Genomic DNA, 21181 nt, shown 5'->3' on the forward strand with positions numbered 1-21181 from the left:
CTGGCGAGTACATCAAGACCAGAGGGCCCGGCCTATCTCGTCCGGCGATTGGATTGCTCGGCGATAAAGCGCCTGCTCGGTGACGATGGCATCCATTGGACGGTCCCAGGGCTCGGGCTCGATAGCTTCAACCCGTTGGCATTCATGGGCGAGACCAATCAGCCGTGGCCGTTGCCAGTGCTGGCGACTGCCCAGGAACGCGAGGCTGCGATCGTAGAACCCCGCGCCCATCCCGATCCGGTGGCACTCGGCATCAAATCCAACCAGCGGGACTAGGATCAGATTAAGGCCCTGAGGCGGGACGATACGACGCTGATGGACAACCGGCTCAAGGATGCCGAAGCGGTTGCGCTGCAGCCTTGATTGGGCATCGAAGCGCACAAACCAGAGTCGGCCGGGGGCATGTTGGCGCAACACCGGTAGGTACCAACGCCGACGGCCTGGAAGCCGCTCGCGGATTGGCATTGGATTGAGCTCGCCATGCAGCGGGAGGTAGAAGGCAATGCGCCGCGCGGCATGCAGCAGGCCGCTACTGATCAGGCGCTGGCAAACGGCTTCGGCGTGCTCGCGCTGTTCAGGCTGAGTCAGCGCGCGCCGCGCGCGACGCAAGCGTCGACGGAGCAGGGGATCAGTCATGCGGGTCTAGCAGTGAAAGGAGAGACACCTCCCACCTGTGCCGGTGCAGTCCTTCGTTCTTGAACCTGAGGGTTCAAGTGGGAACGCCACATCTAGCTTCAGGCTTTCCGCTCGCGGCGGACATGCACAACGGCCCGATTCTTGGCGCTCCCGGGGTACGAATTAGGCTCAAGAAAATACCCAGGCCGCTGCCGTACACTGTAGGAGATGTCTGAGATCGAGACTATACCTTATCGTTCGCAGCGTCTAGCCCGGTTGGCTCCGCTGGCTGGGAAACCTCGCTGCGATGTTTGGGTTCAATGGCCTGCGACAAGCGTTCCTGGAGATGCTGCAGCCGGTCGCGCTGCTCGCTGATCTCATCGCGCTCGCGCAACAGCTCGTAAACCAGGTTGAGTGCCGCCATCACGGCGATGCGATCGGCGCCGATGATGCGGCCGTTCTGGCGGACCTCGCGCATGCGCTGATCGAGCAGCCGGGCGGAATCGATCAAGCCGTGGTGCTCTTCGGGCCCGCAGGCGATCCGGTATTCTTTGTCCAGGATGCGGATCGTGACGGGCATCGTCCGGCCATCATCGGATGGGTTCATTACAATTGCTCCTCCATCGCCTTAAGACGTGCGACCATGGCCTCGATTCGGCTGCGGGCCAGCTCGGTCTTCTCGATCAGCTCGGCCCGCTCGGTAACCAGGTGTTCTTGACTCGCTCGCAGGGAAGCGTTTTCCTCGCGCAGCTGCTCGCACTTGCGAATCAGCGAGTCGACATGTTGCTCTAGCAGGTTGATATCGAAGTCGGCCATGCCGAGCTCCAGAGGAAAAGCTTGTCGAGACTATAGAAGGCGGCCAAGGTTGGGTCAAACCATGACGTCGATATCGCTAACAGCCGTTATCGATCAGGGTTGTCGATCAGCGTTGTCCATGCAAAAGTTCGGACTCCGCTCCATCTGCAACAATCGCTTCCACTGAGGCCGCCATGCCTCCACTGAGGCTGCCATTTTGATGACAACCGAGCGAGCTCTCAAGCTGGATCTTGTACCGTTGTGAGCCCGAATGATGATCAGGATTAGCCCATGGTGTCTACTGCCGCCCCAGATTACGACAGACTCTCTCGCTTACTGGCGGGTGTTGAGCTAGCGCCGAGCCCGGCGGAGGCGCAGGGAATGCTCTGTGGTCTGTTAGCGCTGCACCTGCCCGATCCCATTGAGCGTTGGCAGGCGCAGTTGTCGGTGGAGCCTGACGCGGATCTTGATGCGCTCGATCAACTTGCGGCTTGGACGCAAGCATCCATTGAGCCGCCCTCGGTCAGTTTTGATGTGTTCTTGCCATCTGAGGATCGGCCGCTAGTCGAGCGTGCAACTGCGGCGCTGGACTGGGTGCGAGGGTTACTCTTCGGTCTGGTACTGGGTGGCTTAGGGCGTGATCAGTTGTTCGGTCAGGCCGGTGAAGCGTTCGACGATCTGGTCGAGCTCACACGGATGGATCTCGATGCGGTTGCCGAAGGCCATGCTGATGAAGAGGCCGATGAAGAGGCTCTGACGGAGATCGTCGAATTTCTCCGCGTAGCAGCCATGTTGATCCGCGAGGACAGGGTCAAGGCCTTGATCGATGAACGCGACCGGCAAGCCGGCGGGATAGGATTGCACTAGATGACGAATGAGACGCGACAGGCACCGGCGCGAATGGCCGGTCTGCACCACCACCCCTTCAGCGCAACGGAGCTCCGAGCGCGGCGGCGTGAGTTGATCAAGGCGCTTGGTGAGGATGCCGTGCTGCTGGTCCCGGCCGCGCCGGAGGTGATCCGGAATCGAGATGTCCATCATCCCTTTCGGCAGTCCAGCGACCTGAGCTGGCTGACCGGGTTCCCAGAGCCCGAGGCGCTCGCCGTGCTGGCCCCCAAGCGCAAGGAAGGTGCCTTTGTCCTATTCTGTCGCCCGCAGGACCCCGAGCGTGAGATCTGGGATGGACATCGCTATGGCGTCGAGGGTGCGGTTGAGCACTTTGGGGCTGATCAGGCCTTCCCGATGACGGAGCTTGACCAGCGCCTCCCAGAGTTCTTGGCCGACCGGCGCCGAGTCGTCTATCCGTTGGGGCTCGATGACGTCTTCGATCGACGTGTGATCGGCTGGGTACGCGCAGTGCGGGCGCAGGCACGCAAGGGCATCAGCGCGCCGACGGAACTGGTCAGCTCTGACCAGTATCTGCATGAACGGCGGCTGATCAAGTCGACCTCTGAGTTGAAGGTGATGCGTCGTGCCGCTGAGATTTCGGCGCTGGCGCACCAGCGCCTGATGCAGAGCGCGCAGCCGGGCAGCTCGGAACAACAGCTAGAGGCGACCTTCCTAACCGCCTGTGCTGAACAGGGCGCTCGTTTCCAGGCCTATCAGCCGATTGTCGGCAGCGGCGCCAATGCCTGCGTGCTGCACTACGTGAAGAATGACGGGATCTTACGCGATGGCGATCTGGTGCTGGTCGACGCCGGCTGCGAGCTGGATGGCTACGCCTCTGACATTACGCGGACCTTCCCGGCCAATGGGCGCTTTAGCCCCGCTCAGCGTCGACTCTACGATCTGGTGCTCAAGGCCCAGCTTGCGGCGATTGCAAAGATACGCGTCGGCAACCATTGGAACCAGCCGCATAAGGCAGCGCTCAAGGTGCTGACTCAAGGGCTCGTCGACCTCGGTCTGATCAAGGCTGAAGGCGCTGCTCTGAAACAACTGATCAAGGATGAGCGCTATAAGCCGTTTTTCATGCACAAGACTGGCCACTGGCTGGGAATGGATGTGCACGATGTCGGTCAGTACAAGCAGAATGGGCGTTGGCGTCGGTTTGAGCCAGGCATGGTGCTGACCGTTGAGCCTGGGCTCTACATCGCGCCGGATGCCGAGGCGCCGGCCGAGTACCGAGGGATCGGCATTCGGATCGAGGACGACCTGCTCGTCACGGATCGCGAGCCGGAGGTTCTCTCGGCCAAGGTGCCGACAGATCCCGATGAGATCGAGGCGCTGATGGCGCTGCCTGCCACTGCCACTGCCGCCTAGCGTCGAGCCTGGGCCTTGGCCGCGAGCAGAACGAAGAGAACGCATTGCCAGACTGGCCAGTTGGTCATCAGACTGTGCTGAGATCTTAGCTTGATTCAGAGCGCGAACCGGAGATCCGAGAATTCCTATGCACGACTATGATTTGGCCATCATCGGCGGCGGCCTAGTCGGCGCAAGCCTGGCTGTGGCACTCGCCGAGACCGGGCTGCGCATCGCCCTGGTCGAAGCGACTGAGGCCGACGCGCCAGCGCACCCGAGCTATGACGAGCGTGTGATTGCGCTCTCACTCGGCAGTGCGCGTATCTTCCAGGGCATGGGCATTTGGTCCGCGATCGCGCCCAATGCCGCACCCATCCAGCATGTGCATGTCTCTGATCGCGGCCACTGCGGCTTCGCGCATCTGGATGCCGAGGATGAGGCGGTGCCAGCGCTCGGCTATGTGGCCCCCGCCCGTGTGATGGGGACGGCCTTGAGCCAGCGTCTTGAGACCGCGCCGCGGATCAGCCTGCTGCGCCCCGGGCGTCTCCAGGGTCTGCAGATCACCAAAGAGCGTGTCAGTCTTGAGGTCGCCCTGGCTGGGCAGTCGCAGCTGCTGACCGCAGCGCTGCTGGTGGCCGCTGACGGCGGCGAGTCCTCGGTACGCCAGCGACTTGGGCTGAAGGTGCGAAGGCAAGACTATGGCTACGATGCCATCATCGCCACGGTGACGCCCGAGCGCATTCCCGCCAGCACGCGGCCTGGCACCGCCTTCGAGCGCTTTACCGACACTGGTCCGCTCGCCTTGCTGCCGATGACCGAGGGCCGTTATGGCGTGGTCTGGACCGCGCGCCAGACTGAGAGCGCCAGCCTTATGGGCCTCTCGGACAGGGATTTCATCGATGCGCTACAGCGGCGCTTCGGAACCCGGCTCGGCGACCTGACCCGGCCTAGCCGGCGCATCGCCTATCCGCTACGGCTGATGCTGGCGAGCCAGCTTACCCGCGACCGTGTGCTGCTGATCGGCAATGCGGCGCATACGCTGCATCCAGTCGCTGGGCAGGGCTTCAATCTGGGGCTCCGCGATGTTGCCGAGCTTGCTGATCTGCTCGTCGACGCGACGCGCACCGCACAGGATCTCGGTGGTCCCGCGGTGCTCGGCCCTTATCGGCGCCGGCGTGCGCCCGAGCATGCGTTGATCGCCGGTCTAACCGATGGCTTGGCACGGCTGTTCGTCAATCCTTGGGGACCGGTGCGGGCCGGGCGTAACCTGGGGTTGCTGGCGCTGGACCTGTTGCCGCCAGCACGGCACCACCTCGCGCGCCGGTTCATGGGTGCGCTGGGGCGTCAGCCCAGGCTGGCCCGCGGGCTGCCAGCGGAGAGCGCGCTGCCGCTGTTGAAAGGAGAGAGGTAAGAGGTAAGAGGTAAGAGGTAAAGCGTGAAAAATGACGGCTGAGCCCCGTGTTTCTTTTGGGCCAAATCGATAAGGCTGCGTTGAGGATCTGACCGATGCCCGAAGCAGATGAACAGTATTTAGGACAAGTTGACATCGCCATCGTCGGTGGTGGCATGGTCGGCGCCGCTTTGGGCTGCGCTTGCGCTGAGCGCGGTTTGCGGATCGCGATCATCGACGGCCAACCACCGCAACGTGTTTGGCCGGCGGGCCAGGTCGATCTGCGTGTCTCGGCGCTGAGTCGTGCCAGTCAGCGGCTGTTGGAGCGCCTCGGTGCCTGGCCACGGATGGTCGAGCTTGGGGTCAGTCCCTATCGCGAGATGCGGGTCTGGGATGCGGTGGGTCGCGCCGAGATCCATTTCGACTCGGCCGATCTCGGCGAGCCCGACCTGGGCCATATCGTCGAGAATCGCGTCATCCGGCTCGCGCTCTGGGAACGACTCGAGGCAGCCGCGGCAGCCGATCCCGAGCGGATTCAGCTGCTGTCACCGGCAGCCCCATCCGTCCTCGAGGTCAGTGACGAGCAGCAGGCTCAAGTGCGGCTGGCCGATCAGCGCAGCCTTTCTGCCGAGCTGCTGGTGGGGGCCGATGGTCGTGCCTCCTTTGTGCGCGAGGCGCTCGGCATCGGTCTGGAGACCGCCGACTATGCCCAGTGCGCCATCGTTGCCAACATCGAGGTCGCGCACTGGCATCGCGAGACCGCCTGGCAGCGTTTCTTGCCGACGGGGCCGCTCGCCTTCCTGCCGCTCACCGATGGGCGCTGCTCGATCGTCTGGTCGGCCGATGAGGCGCGCGCCGAGCAACTGTTGGCGCTCGACGATGCCGGTTTCATCGCTGAGCTTGAGGTCGCCTTCGATCAGCGCCTCGGACCCATCCTGAGCACCGGCCCGCGCGCCGCCTTTCCGCTGAGCCGCCAGCATGCGCGCGACTATGTCCGACCGCACGCGGCGCTGATCGGCGATGCCGCGCATGGTATCCATCCGCTCGCGGGGCAGGGCCTGAACCTCGGTTTCCTCGATGTCGCTGCGCTGATCGATGCCATTGATCATGCCCGCGCTCAGGGCCGCGCGCTTGGCAGCCTGCGTATCCTCCGGCGCTATGAGCGTGCGCGTCGTGGTGAGAACGCGGCCATGCTTGGCGCGATGGACCTCTTCAAGCGCGTCTTCGGCAACCGCAATCCGGCCTTGGTCGGGGTACGCACGCTTGGGTTGGCCGCTGCTGAGCATCTACCCGGGATCAAGCCGCTGTTTATCCGGCAGGCGCTGGGGCTTAGCGCAAATCTGCCGACACTGGCACGGGCTGGTGGGCCGAGAGGCTAAAGGCCGCGTCCATCAACCGCCTGCCGATTTGCGTACCGCTGTGGAGAGCCTTGTTTGATCTTTGGCCTGCGAGCCAGGCGTTGACAGAGCGGCGAGAGGGCGAGAAAGACGCGGCCGCTTGGTGCAGATCAATCGATTCTCACTGCGGTGGACGCGCTCATTCTGTACTCTAAGGCCCAACTCGATGCCGATCTCTTGGTTCCGCTATGCCCTGCGCTGTCGTTTGTGCTCCGCGCTCTGCCTTGCTGGCGGGACGCTTGGTCTCTGCAGGAGGCGACGACCCTCCCGCGGCCGGGCGTCAATCCAGAGACTTATGCCTGATTTTCCGTGATCCTGGCCTGGCCAGTCGCGCGACTGAATGGCGCGGGCAGGCGCCTGCGCGCGCTTGTTTGTTGTTTCGATAACGCCTTCATAACACTGAACTTGAGAGGACGCCTATGACCGCAAAGAACGCCTTTTATGCCCAATCGGGTGGTGTCACTGCCGTGATCAATGCCTCCGCCTGTGGGGTGATTGAGACTGCGCGCCAGCATCCAGACCAGATCGCCAACGTCTACGCCGGGCGCAACGGTATCATCGGCGCCCTGACCGAGGATCTCATCGATACCCGTCAGGAGTCCGATGAGGCTATCGCGGCGCTCCGTTATACGCCCTCGGGCGCCTTTGGCTCCTGTCGCTACAAGCTCAAGAGCTTGGAGGCCAACCGGCGCGAGTACGAGCGCCTGATCGAGGTCTTCAAGGCCCATGATATCGGCTACTTCTTCTACAACGGCGGTGGCGATTCGGCTGATACCTGCTACAAGGTCAGCCAGCTTTCGGAGAGCCTGGGCTATCCGGTGCAGGCGATCCATGTGCCGAAGACGGTTGATAATGATCTGCCCATCACCGACAACTGCCCCGGTTTCGGCTCAGTGGCCAAGTACATCGCCACCTCAGCGCTTGAGGCCAGTTTTGATGTGCGCTCGATGGCGAAGACCTCGACCAAGGTCTTCGTGCTCGAAGTGATGGGCCGCCACGCCGGTTGGATCGCCGCCGCCGGTGGCCTGATCGAAGACCATGGGATGCCGGTGCTGGTGCTGTTCCCAGAGATCGAGTTCGATCAGGAACGCTTCGTTGCCAAGGTCAAGGCCATGGTGGATGCGCATGGCTTCTGCACCGTTGTGGTGTCCGAGGGCGCTAAATACGCCGATGGACGCTTCCTGGCGGAGCAGGGCACGCGCGATGCGTTCGGCCATGCGCAGCTCGGCGGGGCAGCGCCAGTGGTCGCCAATCTGGTCAAGGAGGCCCTCGGCTACAAGTTCCACTGGGCCGTGGCGGATTATCTGCAACGGGCCGCGCGGCACCTGGCTGCGAAGACCGATGTCGAGCAGGCCTATGCAACCGGCCGTGCCGGCGTCGAGATGGCCTTGGCCGGCGAGAACGCGATCATGCCAACCATCGAGCGCCTGAGTAGCGATCCCTACCAGTGGCAGGTTGGCAAAGCGCCCTTATCCGAAGTGGCCAATGTCGAGAAGTTCATGCCTCGCGACTTCATCACTGAGGATGGTTTTGGCATCACGGCTGCGTGCAAGTCCTACCTGTTGCCGCTGATACAAGGTGAGGACTACCCGCCCTTCGAGAAGGGTCTACCGCGTTATGTGACCTTGAAGAATGTGCCGGTCGCGAAGAAGCTCGACGCCTTCGAGGTCTGAGTACGCCGCCTGGCTTGGCTGCTGCTGATGTTGGCACTGGCATTGCTGCTGCTTTTGCGGCTGTCACTGCCGCTCGCGCGAGCACTGAAGCGGTGAGCTAAGCCTGCCATCGCCGCCGTGCCGCGGGTCGAGGCGGCGGATTTTTTTCTGCGATTGGGAACGAGTTACCATGAGCGATTACCATCTCTATCTGTCCGTGATTCCGGAGGCGCTGATCGCCTCCATGCTCGAGCCGGAGGCATTTGGCGCCTACTATGCGGTCGGTCGCAACGGGCGTGTGTTCGGCGAAGCCATCTTCTTCGAGATCGATCCAAGCTTTCGCTCGGATGATTTCGCCTTCTCACTCGCCGATGAGCGCTGCGTGACTCAGCCGGACGGTGCGCCAAAGTCATCGGTTTATCTCGGCATCTACAATGTGCTGGCGCGGATTCCGGTCTCGGCCATCGGTAACCTCTACCTGGTGACCGATGATGGCCGCGCGCTTGAGCTAGAACGTGGCGACTATCAACCGGACACCGAACATCCCTTGCATCTGTATCAGGAATTCTGCCCCAAGAGCCCGATGGTCGCGAGTCGGTTGGAGCCACAGGCCTTTTGCCGCTCGATCACCGATCCCTCGCATCCAGTGCACCTGCCGCGAATCGTCTTCTCGGATCTCAACCTTGGTGAATTGGCAGATGATCCGCGCAACGGCAAGGCTGATGATCTGCCATATCGGTACATCTCTCATCTGCGCGACGTGCTGTCGGATTTCAGCACGAATACCAAGGACAGCAAGCTGGTGCTCAAGCATGTGCGCGATGGTGTGCTCTATCGTACGGTGCGCAATGGCTTTTATCTCGGGGATCACGAACATTTCGCCTATTACCCCTTCCCGAGCCGCGAGGCCTTGCAGTCGACCTATTACGACTGGTGGCGCTCGGCTCAGATCGCGCATTTTGATTGATCAACTGAGTTGATCGATCGACTTGATCCAACCGACTTGATTAAGCGTCGCAACGCTTCGAGCACGCTGTTCTGTTGTCTCCATCCTTAATCCTGCTGCACTGCCAAGCCTGTGCGGCAACTCAGCTGTAGAAGTCGAACCATGAACGAACCCATCTTTTGGCTCGCTCCGCTCGCTTCCGTCTTTGCCCTTTTCTTCGCCTGGCGTTTCTTCAAGGAGATGCGCGCTCTGGATGAGGGCACCGAGACCATGCGCGAGATTGGAGCGCATGTGCGCAAGGGCTCCATGGCCTATCTGCGCCAGCAGTACAAGATCATGCTGGTGGTTTTTGCGCTGGTGGCCGGGCTCTTTGCTGTCCTCGCCTATGGGCTTGGGGTGCAGAACCCCTGGCTGCCCGTCACCTTCATCTTTGGCGGTTTCTTCTCTGCGCTAGCCGGTTACTTCGGCATGCAGACGGCGACTCTGGCCTCGACCCGCACCACGGCCGCGGCAAGGACCTCACTGGCGGGGGCGCTCAATGTCGCCTTTCGCAGCGGTGCGGTGATGGGGCTGGTCGTGGTCGGCCTGGGTCTGGGCAATCTGGCTTTTTGGTTCCTGCTGATCAATCTGTTCACCTCGGGTGATCCGAGCCAGGGTGCCTATTTGATCCTGGTCACCACCACGGTGCTGACCTTCAGCATGGGCGCCTCGATGCAGGCACTATTCGCCCGCGTTGGCGGCGGCATCTATACCAAGGCGGCGGATGTCGGCGCTGATCTGGTCGGCAAGGTCGAGGCTGGTATCCCCGAGGATGATCCACGTAACCCCGCGGTGATCGCGGATAACGTTGGCGATAACGTCGGTGACGTCGCCGGCATGGGCGCGGACCTGTTCGAGTCTTACTGCGGCTCCATCCTCGCCGCCTCGGCATTGGGTGCGGCGGCCTTCGTTGCCGATCCGGCGATGCAGATGAAGGCGATCGCGGCGCCGATGGCGATCGCTGGTATTGGCATCATGCTCTCGGTGCTGGGTGTCTTTCTGGTCAAGACGCGTGAGGGCGCGACCCAGAAGGAGCTGCTTGGCGCGCTGTCGAAGGGCATCAACACCAGCGCTGCGCTGATTGTGGTGGCTTCGGCCGCGGTGCTCTGGCTGCTCGGCATCGAGAATCCCTGGGGAGTCTGGGGTGCGGTGGTCACCGGCCTAGTCACCGGGCTCATCATCGGGCGCTCCACGGAGTATTCGACCTCGGCCTCGTTCAAGCCGACGCGCAGCATTGCGGCCGCGGCTGAAAGCGGTGCAGCAACGACCATTATTGCTGGCATCGGCGTCGGCATGCTCTCGACCGTGATCCCGGTGTTGGCGGTCGCCACTGGCACCATGCTGTCCTACCTGTTCGCCTCTGGCTTCGATCCGACGCAGATGGGACAGGGCCTCTATGGGATTGCCATTGCGGCAGTGGGTATGCTGTCAACGCTCGGGATCACCTTAGCCAGTGATGCCTATGGGCCCATCGCCGATAACGCCGGCGGTAATGCCGAGATGAGCGGCTTGGGGCCAGAGGTGCGCGAGCGCACCGATGCGCTGGACTCGCTCGGCAACACCACGGCGGCGACCGGCAAGGGCTTTGCGATCGGTTCGGCGGCGCTGACGGCGCTGGCGCTGATTGCCTCTTATATTGAGGTGATTCGGATCGAGCTGATCAATGCGGGGCAAACCACGCTCGATGTTGGTCGCGAGATCAGCGTCGCCACCGCCGATGCGACCTTGATTGACTTCATGGCCTTCTACAATGTGACCTTGCTGAATCCAGCGGTGCTGATCACCTTGTTCTTGGGTGCGATGGTGGCCTTCACCTTCAGCGGGCTCACGGTGCAGGCGGTGGGTCGGGCTGCCCAGACCATGGTGGAGGAGGTTCGGCGTCAGTTCCGCGAGGATGCGGGCATCCTCAAGGGCACCTCAGCGCCGGATTACGAGCGCTGTGTCGCCATCTCGACCGTTGGTGCGCAACGCGAGATGATCATCCCCTCGGTGATCGCGATCGCCGCTCCGGTGCTGGTTGGCCTGCTGTTCGGCGTTGCCGGGGTCATCGGCCTGCTCGCCGGCGGGCTCTCGACCGGCTTCGTCCTCGCGGTGTTCCTGTCCAACGCCGGTGGTGCTTGGGACAATGCCAAGAAGTACATCGAGGCCGGCCACCATGGCGGTAAGGGCTCCTCTGCGCATCGTGCATCCGTCATCGGCGATACCATTGGCGACCCCTTCAAGGATACCTCGGGGCCGAGCCTGAATATCCTCATCAAGCTGATGAGTATCGTCGCCATCGTGATGGCGGGGGTGACCGTCTCCTATACGCTCCTCTGAGGCCGGCGGACGGAGCTTGTGCAGCGTCGACAGCCCACTGTCGGCGCTGAGTCAAGTCTGGGCAGACTCCGCGCCCTTGTCTGGTCTCGGTGCGGAGCCGAGCCGTCTTCGGGATCATGGGAGATCTGCCATGCCGCTGAGTCTGGTCTTCAGCTTATTCTGCGCGCTCGTTGCCCTCGGCTATGGGATCTTATCGATCCGCTGGTTGCTGGCGCAGCCGCAGGGTGATGAGCGGATGCGGGCGCTGGCTAACGCCATCCAGCAAGGCGCCTTTGCCTATCTCAATCGTCAGTCGCTCAGCGTTGCCTTGGTCGCTGGGCTGGCCATGGCGGCGTTATGGCACTGGTTCGGGCTCGAGACGGCGATCGGCTTCTTGATCGGCGCGCTGCTCTCGGGGTTGGCTGGCTACATCGGCATGAGCTTCTCGGTGCAAGCCAACCGGCGCACGGCGGAGGCGGCGCGCAATGGCCTCGATGCGGCACTGCAGGTCGCCTTTCGGGGTGGCACGATCAGCGGTCTACTGGTCGCGAGTCTTGTGCTTCTTGGGGTTGCTGGCTATTACCTGGCGTTGGAGCCAAGCGACCCCGGCGACCTCAAGGGCCAGAGACAAGCGCTACAGGCCTTGGTCGGGCTCGCTCTTGGTGGCTCGCTGATCTCGATCTTCGCCCGGCTCGGCGGCGGCATCTTCACCAAGGGCGCCGATATCAGCGCGGATCTGGTGGGACAGCTCGAGGCAGGACTCGCGGCGGATGATCCGCGCAACCCAGCGGTGATCGCCGACCAGGTGGGCGATAACGTGGGTGACTGCGCCGGAATGGCAGCCGACCTGTTCGAGTCCTATGCGCTCACATTGGTCGCGACCATGCTGCTCGGCAGCCTGTTGTTCAGCGCCTCTGCTCCGACGACGATCGTCTATCCGTTGGTGCTCGGCGGTCTCTCGCTATTGGCTTCGGTGGTTGGCTCCTTTTTCGTCAAGCTGGAGCCTGGCGATGGCCACATCTTGGCGGCACTGGCCAAGGCCTTGATGGTTGCCGGCGTCCTCGCCTTCATACTCTTGGTTCCGGTGACCTGGCTGCTGCTGCCCGCGAGCTTCAGCCCCTTGGGTAGCGATATCCTTTTCAGTCGCTGGGGGGTGCTCGGTGCCGCAGGCATCGGGCTGACGCTGACGGGCCTGATCCTGGTGATCACTGAATACTATACGAGCGCTGACTATGAACCGGTGCGCAGCATTGCTAAGGCGTCCCGCAGCGGACATGCGACGAATCTGATCGCAGGGTTGTCGGTCTCGATGAAAGCGACCGTTGCGCCGGTGTTGATGATCTGCGCCGCCATCTGGGCCGCCGATGCCTTGGCCGGGATCTATGGGATTGCGATTGCAGCGACGGCGATGCTCTCGCTGACCGCTGTGGTGTTGGCGCTGGATGCCTTTGGCTCGATCACCGACAACGCCAGCGGCATCGCCAAGATGGCGGCTATGGGAGAGCCAGTGCGCGAGGTGACCGATGCGTTGGAGGCGGTGGGCAACACCACCAAGGCGGTCACTAAGGGCTATGCGATCGGCTCGGCGGCGCTGGTTGCGCTGGTGCTCTTTGCTGATTACAGCCATGCCCTGGCTGCCGCAGGCAGGCTGCTGGTGTTTGAGCTAGCGCATCCGGCCCTGCTCATCGGCCTGTTCATCGGCAGCTTGGTGCCCTACCTGTTCAGCGCTCTGGCGATGGAGGCCGTGGGGCATGCAGCTGCGCGCGTGGTCGAGGAGCTCCGTCGACAGTTTCGCGAGACGCCGGGCATCCTTGATGGCTCCGACAAGCCCCAGTCTTTACCCGTGCTGGATCTCCTGACCAAGGCGGCGCTGAAGGAGATGATCATCCCCGCATTGCTGCCGCTGGCGGTGCCGGTGGCTGTCGGCTTTGGGATGCAATGGTTAATGGGTGGCAATGCAGGGGCACTGGCGCTCGGCGGGATGTTGATCGGCACCATCGTCACGGGGCTCTTCATCGCGATCTCGATGACCGTCGGGGGCGGCGCCTGGGGTAATGCCAAGAAGCATATCGAAGCGGGCAACTTCGGCGGCACCGGCTCGGAGAGCCATCAGGCCGCCTTGACCGGCGACGCCGTTGGCGATGCCTACAAGGCAGTCGCGGGGCCGGCAGTGAATCCGCTGATCAAGATCGTCAACAGTGTTGCCCTGATGATGGTGCCGCTGCTGTAGCGCGGTCGCGAGCGCCTACCAGACAAATCGGGTAGTGATCCAAAGCTGTCGTTGAATAATCTTTAATCCTAAAAAGAGCATTTCAACCGCAGATGACGCAGATTAACGCAGAGATTTCAATATATTGCAGCTGATCATTGCTTCGCCTGTTAGTTGGCCTTGTCAGACCTGCAAGCCATTATTTTAATCTGTGCACATCTGCGTCATCTGCGGTTTATAGGTTAATCTTTATAAATCAATGATCTTTAAAACAACAGATCTGTAGCACTACCGAGGTTCCTCAAGCACCGATCTGAGACAAATCTCGCACAGCGCCATGGGCCGCGGAGGTGGTTAGCGCGGCATAGGCGCGTAGGGCCTGCGAAACCGGGCGTTGGCGACCCACCGGCTTCCAGGCCAGATCGCCGCGCGCTTGCATGGCTTGGCGGCGCTCGGCCAGCACGGCGTCGTCGACCACGACTCGGATCGATCGCCCGGGGATGTCGATCTCGATGATGTCGCCTTCTTCCACCAGGCCGATGGTGCCGCCTTGAGCTGCCTCCGGTGAGCAATGGCCGATCGACAGCCCTGAGGTGCCGCCAGAGAAACGCCCATCGGTGATCAAGGCGCAGGCCTTGCCGAGCCCCTTGGACTTCAGGTAGCTGGTCGGGTACAGCATCTCCTGCATGCCGGGGCCGCCCTTGGGGCCTTCGTAGCGGATCAGCACCACGTCGCCGGGCTGGATCTGGTCGGTGAGGATGGCGGTAACCGCGGCCTCTTGGCTCTCGAAGATGCGCGCCGGGCCGACGAAGCCGCGCAGCGTCGAAGTCGGCACGCTGGTGGTGTAGCGCAGCTGCTCGGCCTGCAGCATGCTGAGATCGACCCCGGCGGTCTTGACGATGCAGCCGTCCTCGGCGATGTTGCCGTAGAGCACCGCGAGCCCACCGTCCTTGGAGTAGGCGTGCTCGATATCGCGGATGCAGCCGTTGGCGCGGTCCAGGTCTAGCTCCGGCCATTGGCTCTCTTGGCTGAAGGCGATCTGGGTTGGGATGCCACCGGGGCCGGCTCGATAGCGATGCTGGGGCAGAGACGCTTGGCCTTCCTCGCTCTCCCGAGTACAGCTGATCACATCCCAAGCCCCTAGCGCCTCACCCATGGTCGGGCTATGGACCGTATGACAGTCACGATGGATCAGCCCGCCACGATCGAGCTCAGCGAGGATGCCGATCACGCCGCCGGCCCGATGCACGTCCTCCATATGGTACTGCTGCGTCGCGGGCGCCACCTTGCAGAGGTTGGGCACCTTGCGGCTCATGCGGTCGATATCGGCCATGGTGAAGTCGACCTCGGCCTCGCGCGCCGCGGCCAATAGATGCAGCACGGTATTGGTCGAGCCGCCCATCGCGATGTCTAGCGCGATCGCGTTCTCGAAGGCGTCGAAGGTGGCGATGCCGCGCGGCAAGATGCTGGCATCGTCCTGCTCGTACCAGCGCTTGGCTAGGTTGACGACCAGCCGACCGGCCTCCAGGAACAACTCCTTGCGCGCGGCATGGGTGGCCAGCAGCGAGCCGTTGCCCGGCAGCGACAAGCCGAGCGCCTCGGTCAGGCAGTTCATCGAGTTAGCGGTGAACATGCCGGAGCAGGAGCCGCAGGTGGGGCAGGCCGAACGCTCGATGGCGGCGACATCCGCATCGGTCTCGTCGGGGTTGGCGGCCGAGACCATGGCATCGACCAGGTCCAGCTTCAGATCGCCCCTGTTGGCCAGGCTGACCTTGCCGGCCTCCATCGGACCGCCGGAGACGAACACCGCCGGGATATTCAGCCGCAGCGCAGCCATCAGCATGCCGGGGGTGATCTTGTCGCAGTTGGAGATGCACACCAGCGCATCGGCACAGTGGGCGTTGACCATGTACTCGACGCTGTCGGCGATCAGGTCGCGCGAGGGGAGCGAATAGAGCATGCCGCCATGGCCCATGGCGATGCCGTCATCGACGGCGATGGTGTTGAACTCCTTGGCCACGCCACCGGCGGCTTCGATCTCGCGGGCGACCAGTTGGCCCATGTCTTTCAGATGGACATGGCCGGGCACGAACTGGGTGAAGGAGTTCGCTACTGCGACGATCGGCTTGTCGAAGTCGCCGTCCTTCATGCCGGTCGCGCGCCAGAGCGCCCGCGCGCCCGCCATGTTGCGGCCATGGGTGGTGGTACGAGAGCGGTACTGAGGCATTTGGGGTCTCCGGACGTTGAGTCGGTGCGGCTGGGCATATGCAACTGCCCATTATCAACCTTCACGCGCGCGGACGAAACGCCCTCGATCCACTTCAGGTGGCACGAGTGAGCTCCAGCTCTGGATCATCCGGGTGGATCGGATATGCTATCTGTGCTCGATTGACTGAGGCACGGCGGACTTCTGGAGGATTGCTCAGTGTCAGATGAGAAACAGATGCAGGCGCTTAAGGCCCGAAAGGTGCTTCGCCGTTTCGGTCTAGGACTCGGTGCCTTGGGAGCGCTGTTTAGTGTTTTCGGAATCTATTTCCTCTTTGTTGCGAGCGAGACTTTGTCATGGTCCTCTGCACCAGGCACTGTTGTGAAGACTGAGGTAAACACCCAATATTCCTTGAAAAAAGGCTCGAGAGCGACGTCGGACGTTCGCGTTTATTATAACCTGTTGGTTCACTACACCTATGCTGTTGCTGGTCGATCTTACGTCTCCACGCGCTATTCATACGGAGACGGCGAGAGTGCGAGTCGCCGCTTCAGGGAGCGGGCTGACGCAGAAGCAGAAGCGGCATCACGTTTTCCAGGCGGTGCTGCTGTTACTGTGCATTACGACCCGAACAACCCCGCCGAAGCTGTCCTCAAGGCCGGCTGGAATTGGGGAGCCTGGGCTCCACTCTTGATCGGGCTCTTTCTTGGTGGAGCCGGCGGGCTGTTCTACGCGGTTGGCGGCCAATCAACAAAGACGTCCTCCGAATCGACAGTCTGACAGTGTTTTGGGCCTTGATCATTAAGTCGGTTGTGCTAGGCAAAGCCTGGAAGGACGGGAAGATGGCGGAAGGATAGGATGCTGGCCCTCTGATCAGCCTACGCCTGGACGCATCCTCTCTTCGACAAATTCACCCAAGCGGTTGCACTGACGCCCTAGGGCTTTGTTGGCTTCCCAAACTTGGCGGTCAGTCTTCTTCTGCTGAAGCGCGGTTTTCTGGAGCTTGCGATCCGTTTCCTTGGACTGAAGCGCGATTTCCTGGAACAGATTCAGGATCTCATCGCGGGTGACAGACATGGCACCGCTCGGCTCTGGGCCATATTTCTCGAGTCCAGCATAGCAACAACCCCGCATCGAGGACTCGAGAGCGGGGTTGGCAAGGGTGGTGGGCATCCGTGCCCGAGGCATCGTGGGTCCGGGGTGGGCTTCGGCTTGGCTCGGCTGTAGCGGCAGAGAAATTAAACTGTGCTCGCCCCCTTGTTCGCCGAAAAGAATTCGAACCTAATGGAACCTTTATTCGAACCTTATATTCATGGGGACAGAGTCTAACAGATTGTTTGAGAGAGTTAAACTGAGTTCTTGTTCAGGCACTAGTTACTAACTATCATCATCACTACCACCGGCGGCAACACTGCGGCACTCGGCAGGAACTATATTGAGGCAAGCATCGGCATTAGTAGTACATGTCCAGACGACACTGTAATCGTCATTCATAGTAGGTTTAAGAATGATCGCGCAAGCATCTGTACCACCGGCGCCTTGTGTTGAAGTAACCGTAATCGTACCTGATTCATCATCGCATGTTGATGATGCGACGTTGTCTGTCTTAACAGTTAGGTTTGAATAACCAGCACAATTACCCGTCGTTTTAATCTCGCCAGCATTGGCAATATTCTCGCTTATAGTAGCCTTAGCTGATGCAGCTGCAACAAGAGCTTCAGAAATGCGTGCCCTTTTTGTGAAATCTTGATAAGCCGGCAAAGCAATCGCCGCCAAAATACCAATGATCGCCACGACGATCATTAGCTCGATCAAAGTAAAACCTTGTTGATGCTTACGCATAAGAAAATCCCCGTACAGAAACAGAGAAAACAAAATCGATCCACCATCACCAGCGACCGAGCGAAATCAGCAATAGGCTTCGTGCTGGCTCGCGAAATATTAAGCAGCGGCCATGCCAAGTGACGCCGAAACCCCAACAAGGGGGCGCGGCATTCAGGCGAAACTACGATCTCAATCTCTTAGCCCATCACCAAGGCCGGGCATTACCCAGGCTCGCCGCCACTCCAAGGATTGCACGCCACCCCAGTCGTGATGAAAAATCAGCGTCTTTAGCACTTAGGTACGAGGATGTGGCCCCGTCTCAAGGCCGTGATGAGACGGGGTAATCCCCCGTCTCAAGCTAGCATGCGAGACGGGTCACCCAGTCTCAAAGGTGCCCGTTCAGCCTTCGATGTTGCGTTACTTGATGTTTGGCAAGATTTAGCAACGTTTGCCATTGTCCCGCTCAGGCAGTCATGGCAACGATGAATGTTTCTTTAGCGGATGCGATGACGGCTAGGGTCGATGAATGCTCGCGCTCAGGTCGCTTCAGCAATGCCAGCGATGGTGTGCGCGCTTTCATTGACCGCGCCAGCCGAGGTTGGCCAGGCTGGCCACCGAACTGGAATCCTCGCGAGATCGCTGCATCGAACGCGCCGGACACGCGTTCCTCGCTCTCTGTCTAATCCTCGCCGTCCTGGCGCTGATTTACGCCCTGAAGGAAACGCTAAAAGCTCGGACGCGGGCGGGGGGCCTGATGCCGGTGGCCGACCCGTCGCCGTCCGCAACCCGCGCTGGGCGGCAAGTCGTATGGGAATATCTGGGCGATCCCGACCCGCGCAGTCAGATCGAGGCGAGCCAGCGAATACGACGCAAAAGTTGGCGGTGGGTGTTAGCGGTGGGTGTTAGCGATCATGCTGGCCGTCGGCATCGTGCCGGTGCTGGCCTACGGGGGGTGGGGCCTCTTCTATCCGGGATTGGTGTTGGTAATCGGAGGCAGGTTAATCGAGATCGTCTATTTGCGGTAGGCTCGCGGCTTAACAGTGGGTTGATCGAAGCGGCCCTCGAACAGGTTGGAGAATGATAAGGGTGATCGACGTTATGCTGGCGATGACGTTCCGAGTGTTGCGGGATGGCGTCTGAAACATCCCAAGCCGAGAGACCCGCCTGGTGGGTCTACGTCCTAGCGCTGATGCTGGCGCTGCCCGGCGTTTGGCTGTTCGGAACCCTGGTGAATCTGTTCGAGCGGGCGGGGGCCGATGTTCTCTCGGCCTGGCTCGGGGCGCTGGCCGCCGGTGGCGTGCTGGGCGTGCTGGCGTTCGGGTTCGCCTCCCGCTGGCCCTGGCACGGCCTGCTCTGGGGGCTGCTGCTGGCCGCGCCGACGCTGTTGGCCATGGCGCTTTGGCTGGGTGTCAATCAGGCGCGGGTCGATGCCGCGCTGCTGTTCGAGGTCGCGGGCAATCTGGTGGTGCTGGCCGCGCACGCGGCGCTCGGCGGTCGCTGGGGCCAGCGGCGGTGCCAGCGCTCCCAACGGTTGACGCTGGCCAAGCGACCTTTTGGGAACGTGATCCCAGCCAGGGCGAACGCGCTTTCTACACCAGCGCCCGACCCGTCGCCGGAATGGCTTGCTTCATTGCTGATTCCAGTGCTGGTGGGGCTTGGCTGTTTGAGCCTGCTGATGGTCCTGGGATGGAGTCTGCTGGCAGGCCAGGGCCAAGCGCGGACCATCGCCTTCTCGCTACTGCTGGCGGGCGGGTGTCTCTGGTCCGCGTGGCACATTCGGCTGGCGTGGAACCAGCGTCGGGTCTTGCTGGCGGAGCGCCCGGAGACACTGGCCATCGGCGCGACCGTCCGTGCCTGGTTGCCGATCGTCGGGTTCGCGCACGGGGCGTTCAATCTGGTCGTGTTCGCGATCCTCGGACTGGCCGTCGGGGTCAGTGTACTGTTCGGCGCGTTCGCCGGCGAGCTGACCGGTTTCTTGCTCAGCGCGCCCCAGTTTCTCGTCTTTTGGTTTCTCCTTGGAGGTCTCTCCGCGCGGCTACGCCCGGCGGTTCCACGCAACGCGAAAGGTTGGGATCAGGGGTCCGGTTACTATTTTCTGTTGGGATTCGCGGCCATGTGGCTGGGTATCGCGGGTTCCATGCAGGCGGTCGAGGTTGGGTCCTTGCAGCGCGCCGAGGTGGTCGATGGTGTGCGCTTGGGCGAACTGCCGGCCTACGGCGGGCGCAACGCGCTGCTCGGCGTCGAGAACGTGGTTCCCGCGCGCCTGCCGATCCAATCCCACGGCTGGCGCAAGTACGTCAAGGAAGGTCCCGACCGGTATTATCGAGTCTATGTGGTTCCGTTGACCGAGCGCCGGGGCGCTGTTGGATCGGACTCGGTGACGCCGGACAATGCCTGTATCTGGCTGGGTATTCGAACCGACGACCGAGCGCATCGCGGCGACTTGCGGAGCCTGCGCGAATCGCCGCGCTGGCTGCGCGAGGTGACTTGGGGGCCTGTTACGACCCGCGACTACGAAGGACGCTACCACCGCGCCATCGGCGGCCCGAGCGACGCCGAGCGCGGCTGCCGGCCCCTGGTGTTCCAGGCCGTCGCCGCACCCGAGACGTTGCGCGCCGATGCCTGGCGGCAACTGGCGCTGTACTTCGGCATCGGCAACCTGGTCCCGCTGCTGCTTCTGCTGGGCTACGGACTCTGGCGGTTGGACCGACTGGGCACGGATGAAATCCTGATCTCGAAGGGGCCGGACGGTCGCGCAAGGTCCAGCGAACCGCACCCACTCCAGCGCGTTTTCCAATGCAGCGATGAGGATCGCGAGTACTACCGGGCCGGACGCTTGAGCCGCCGCCAGCAACAGCGGGTCCGACGGAAGTTGTGGCTCGCAGCCGGCGGGACCATCGCCGGCATGGTATTCGCCGGAGTCTGGACCTTGTTGGCCATCGTTTTGGCTGGGGCTGTCTGGCTCAGTCCCGACTCCGGCTGGGGAGCGCGAGGGGCCACTGCCGCCGCGCTGCTTTTAGGGCTCTTTTTCCTGATCGGCTTGCCGGTCGAGCAGTGGCGGAAGCAACGTCTCACCCGGCAAGATCTGCGCGAGGGGCGGGTCGAACGGCTGACCGGCCAGGTTCACCGGCACATGATCCGTCACCACAAGTCCGCGAACGAATACTGGATCGTTATGGAGGGGCGGCGCTTCGATATTACCGACGACATCCACGACGTACTGAAGGACGGCGCGGTGTATGATCTCTATCGGTTACCGCGCACCCGGCGGCTGCTTGCCATCCTCCCGGCGGAGAGAGCCGCGTCGCGCTCGAAACCTTCTCCGCAGGCAGGCCGTGTCAGGAAGCCGCCGCCCGCGGGCGGCGGAGCCCGTCCGCCGAATCGCCCGAACACGCCTGATTGACGCCATGCTGCTCGACGAGACCGATCTCTATGCCTTGCATCGCCAAGGCCGCTGAGTACCGCCGCCAACATGCAATGCGCGGTGATGGCCCGCGAGACCTAGGCGGACCTGACCGTAAAGGTCGTTGCGACCGCTGGCCTGCTCGGCAACGCCACCCGCGCCGGCGATC

At 62.2% G+C, this 21181-nt stretch carries 16 protein-coding genes and 1 other RNA gene; 10 read left to right on the top strand and 7 right to left on the bottom strand.

Annotated elements, in window-relative coordinates:
- Nucleotides 1-12 precede the first annotated feature (12 nt).
- The 4 genes from VBE63_RS06850 to VBE63_RS06865 all read right to left on the bottom strand — a co-directional run bounded on the left by VBE63_RS06850 (nt 13) and on the right by VBE63_RS06865 (nt 1431).
- The gene (locus VBE63_RS06850; RefSeq protein ID WP_323682263.1) at nt 13-636 is read right to left on the bottom strand and encodes a 5-formyltetrahydrofolate cyclo-ligase; all 624 of its coding nucleotides are present in this window, start codon (nt 634-636) and stop codon (nt 13-15) included.
- A gap of 24 nt (nt 637-660) precedes the next feature.
- Nucleotides 661-846: non-coding RNA, 6S RNA (gene ssrS / locus VBE63_RS06855), on the bottom strand.
- Between the two features lie 13 nt (nt 847-859).
- Entirely contained in the window at nt 860-1222 is a 363-nt protein-coding gene (locus tag VBE63_RS06860) for a cell division protein ZapA (protein WP_323682264.1), read from the bottom strand.
- Nucleotides 1222-1431: a TIGR02449 family protein gene (locus VBE63_RS06865; RefSeq protein WP_323682265.1), complete on the bottom strand. Its 210-nt coding sequence runs from the start codon at nt 1429-1431 to the stop codon at nt 1222-1224. The genes VBE63_RS06860 and VBE63_RS06865 overlap by 1 nt, the downstream gene beginning before the upstream one ends.
- A gap of 270 nt (nt 1432-1701) precedes the next feature.
- Between VBE63_RS06865 and VBE63_RS06870 the strand changes: the two genes are divergently transcribed.
- From VBE63_RS06870 to VBE63_RS06905, 8 genes are all read left to right on the top strand, one after another.
- The gene (locus tag VBE63_RS06870) at nt 1702-2277 is read left to right on the top strand and encodes a UPF0149 family protein (RefSeq protein ID WP_323682266.1); all 576 of its coding nucleotides are present in this window, start codon (nt 1702-1704) and stop codon (nt 2275-2277) included.
- Entirely contained in the window at nt 2278-3669 is a 1392-nt protein-coding gene (locus VBE63_RS06875; RefSeq protein WP_416274512.1) for an aminopeptidase P N-terminal domain-containing protein, read from the top strand.
- Between the two features lie 127 nt (nt 3670-3796).
- Complete coding sequence (ubiH, locus tag VBE63_RS06880) at nt 3797-5059, top strand: 2-octaprenyl-6-methoxyphenyl hydroxylase (protein WP_323682267.1); 1263 nt, start codon at nt 3797-3799, stop codon at nt 5057-5059.
- 95 nt (nt 5060-5154) lie between these two features.
- Nucleotides 5155-6417, top strand: a complete 1263-nt coding sequence (locus VBE63_RS06885) for a UbiH/UbiF/VisC/COQ6 family ubiquinone biosynthesis hydroxylase (protein WP_323682268.1) — start codon at nt 5155-5157, stop codon at nt 6415-6417.
- A 437-nt stretch (nt 6418-6854) separates the two neighbouring features.
- Entirely contained in the window at nt 6855-8108 is a 1254-nt protein-coding gene (locus VBE63_RS06890; protein WP_323682269.1) for a 6-phosphofructokinase, read from the top strand.
- A 169-nt stretch (nt 8109-8277) separates the two neighbouring features.
- Nucleotides 8278-9054, top strand: coding sequence for a hypothetical protein (locus VBE63_RS06895; protein ID WP_323682270.1), 777 nt, complete (start codon nt 8278-8280; stop codon nt 9052-9054).
- Between the two features lie 141 nt (nt 9055-9195).
- Nucleotides 9196-11391 carry a sodium-translocating pyrophosphatase gene (locus tag VBE63_RS06900; protein WP_323682271.1) on the top strand — a complete coding sequence of 732 codons (2196 nt, stop codon included), beginning with the start codon at nt 9196-9198 and terminating at the stop codon, nt 11389-11391.
- A gap of 130 nt (nt 11392-11521) precedes the next feature.
- Nucleotides 11522-13600 carry a sodium-translocating pyrophosphatase gene (locus tag VBE63_RS06905; protein WP_323682272.1) on the top strand — a complete coding sequence of 693 codons (2079 nt, stop codon included), beginning with the start codon at nt 11522-11524 and terminating at the stop codon, nt 13598-13600.
- A 280-nt stretch (nt 13601-13880) separates the two neighbouring features.
- On the opposite strand, the gene ilvD is transcribed toward VBE63_RS06905, so the two are convergent.
- Entirely contained in the window at nt 13881-15806 is a 1926-nt protein-coding gene (ilvD, locus tag VBE63_RS06910; protein WP_323682273.1) for a dihydroxy-acid dehydratase, read from the bottom strand.
- Between the two features lie 198 nt (nt 15807-16004).
- Between ilvD and VBE63_RS06915 the strand changes: the two genes are divergently transcribed.
- The gene (locus VBE63_RS06915) at nt 16005-16565 is read left to right on the top strand and encodes a DUF3592 domain-containing protein (protein ID WP_323682274.1); all 561 of its coding nucleotides are present in this window, start codon (nt 16005-16007) and stop codon (nt 16563-16565) included.
- A gap of 93 nt (nt 16566-16658) precedes the next feature.
- Here VBE63_RS06915 and VBE63_RS06920 read toward each other — a convergent pair whose 3' ends face one another.
- Together VBE63_RS06920 and VBE63_RS06925 are read right to left on the bottom strand one after the other, a co-directional pair.
- A complete protein-coding gene (locus tag VBE63_RS06920) occupies nt 16659-16862 on the bottom strand; it encodes a hypothetical protein (RefSeq protein ID WP_323682275.1) in 204 nt (67 codons plus the stop codon).
- Nucleotides 16863-17162: 300 nt separating this feature from the next.
- A complete protein-coding gene (locus VBE63_RS06925; protein ID WP_323682276.1) occupies nt 17163-17627 on the bottom strand; it encodes a pilin in 465 nt (154 codons plus the stop codon).
- Between the two features lie 1111 nt (nt 17628-18738).
- Here VBE63_RS06925 and VBE63_RS06930 point away from each other — a divergent pair.
- On the top strand, nt 18739-21012 hold the full coding sequence (locus tag VBE63_RS06930) for a hypothetical protein (RefSeq protein ID WP_323682277.1): 2274 nt from the start codon (nt 18739-18741) through the stop codon (nt 21010-21012).
- The last annotated feature ends 169 nt before the right edge of the window (nt 21013-21181 follow it).

This window comes from Lamprobacter sp. (assembly GCF_034860625.1).
Taxonomy (GTDB): domain Bacteria; phylum Pseudomonadota; class Gammaproteobacteria; order Chromatiales; family Chromatiaceae; genus Lamprobacter.

Excerpts from the sequence above, each read along its gene's own strand:
- VBE63_RS06920 (WP_323682275.1), bottom strand. The coding sequence starts at position 16,862 with ATGTCTGTCACCCGCGATGAGATCCTGAATCTGTTCCAGGAAATCGCG.
- VBE63_RS06905 (WP_323682272.1), top strand. The coding sequence starts at position 11,522 with ATGCCGCTGAGTCTGGTCTTCAGCTTATTCTGCGCGCTCGTTGCCCTC.
- VBE63_RS06850 (WP_323682263.1), bottom strand. The coding sequence starts at position 636 with ATGACTGATCCCCTGCTCCGTCGACGCTTGCGTCGCGCGCGGCGCGCG.
- ilvD (WP_323682273.1), bottom strand. The coding sequence starts at position 15,806 with ATGCCTCAGTACCGCTCTCGTACCACCACCCATGGCCGCAACATGGCG.
- VBE63_RS06930 (WP_323682277.1), top strand. The coding sequence starts at position 18,739 with ATGGCGTCTGAAACATCCCAAGCCGAGAGACCCGCCTGGTGGGTCTAC.
- VBE63_RS06895 (WP_323682270.1), top strand. The coding sequence starts at position 8,278 with ATGAGCGATTACCATCTCTATCTGTCCGTGATTCCGGAGGCGCTGATC.
- VBE63_RS06870 (WP_323682266.1), top strand. The coding sequence starts at position 1,702 with ATGGTGTCTACTGCCGCCCCAGATTACGACAGACTCTCTCGCTTACTG.
- ubiH (WP_323682267.1), top strand. The coding sequence starts at position 3,797 with ATGCACGACTATGATTTGGCCATCATCGGCGGCGGCCTAGTCGGCGCA.
- VBE63_RS06885 (WP_323682268.1), top strand. The coding sequence starts at position 5,155 with ATGCCCGAAGCAGATGAACAGTATTTAGGACAAGTTGACATCGCCATC.
- VBE63_RS06860 (WP_323682264.1), bottom strand. The coding sequence starts at position 1,222 with ATGAACCCATCCGATGATGGCCGGACGATGCCCGTCACGATCCGCATC.
- VBE63_RS06890 (WP_323682269.1), top strand. The coding sequence starts at position 6,855 with ATGACCGCAAAGAACGCCTTTTATGCCCAATCGGGTGGTGTCACTGCC.
- VBE63_RS06900 (WP_323682271.1), top strand. The coding sequence starts at position 9,196 with ATGAACGAACCCATCTTTTGGCTCGCTCCGCTCGCTTCCGTCTTTGCC.
- VBE63_RS06925 (WP_323682276.1), bottom strand. The coding sequence starts at position 17,627 with ATGCGTAAGCATCAACAAGGTTTTACTTTGATCGAGCTAATGATCGTC.
- VBE63_RS06865 (WP_323682265.1), bottom strand. The coding sequence starts at position 1,431 with ATGGCCGACTTCGATATCAACCTGCTAGAGCAACATGTCGACTCGCTG.
- VBE63_RS06875 (WP_416274512.1), top strand. The coding sequence starts at position 2,278 with ATGACGAATGAGACGCGACAGGCACCGGCGCGAATGGCCGGTCTGCAC.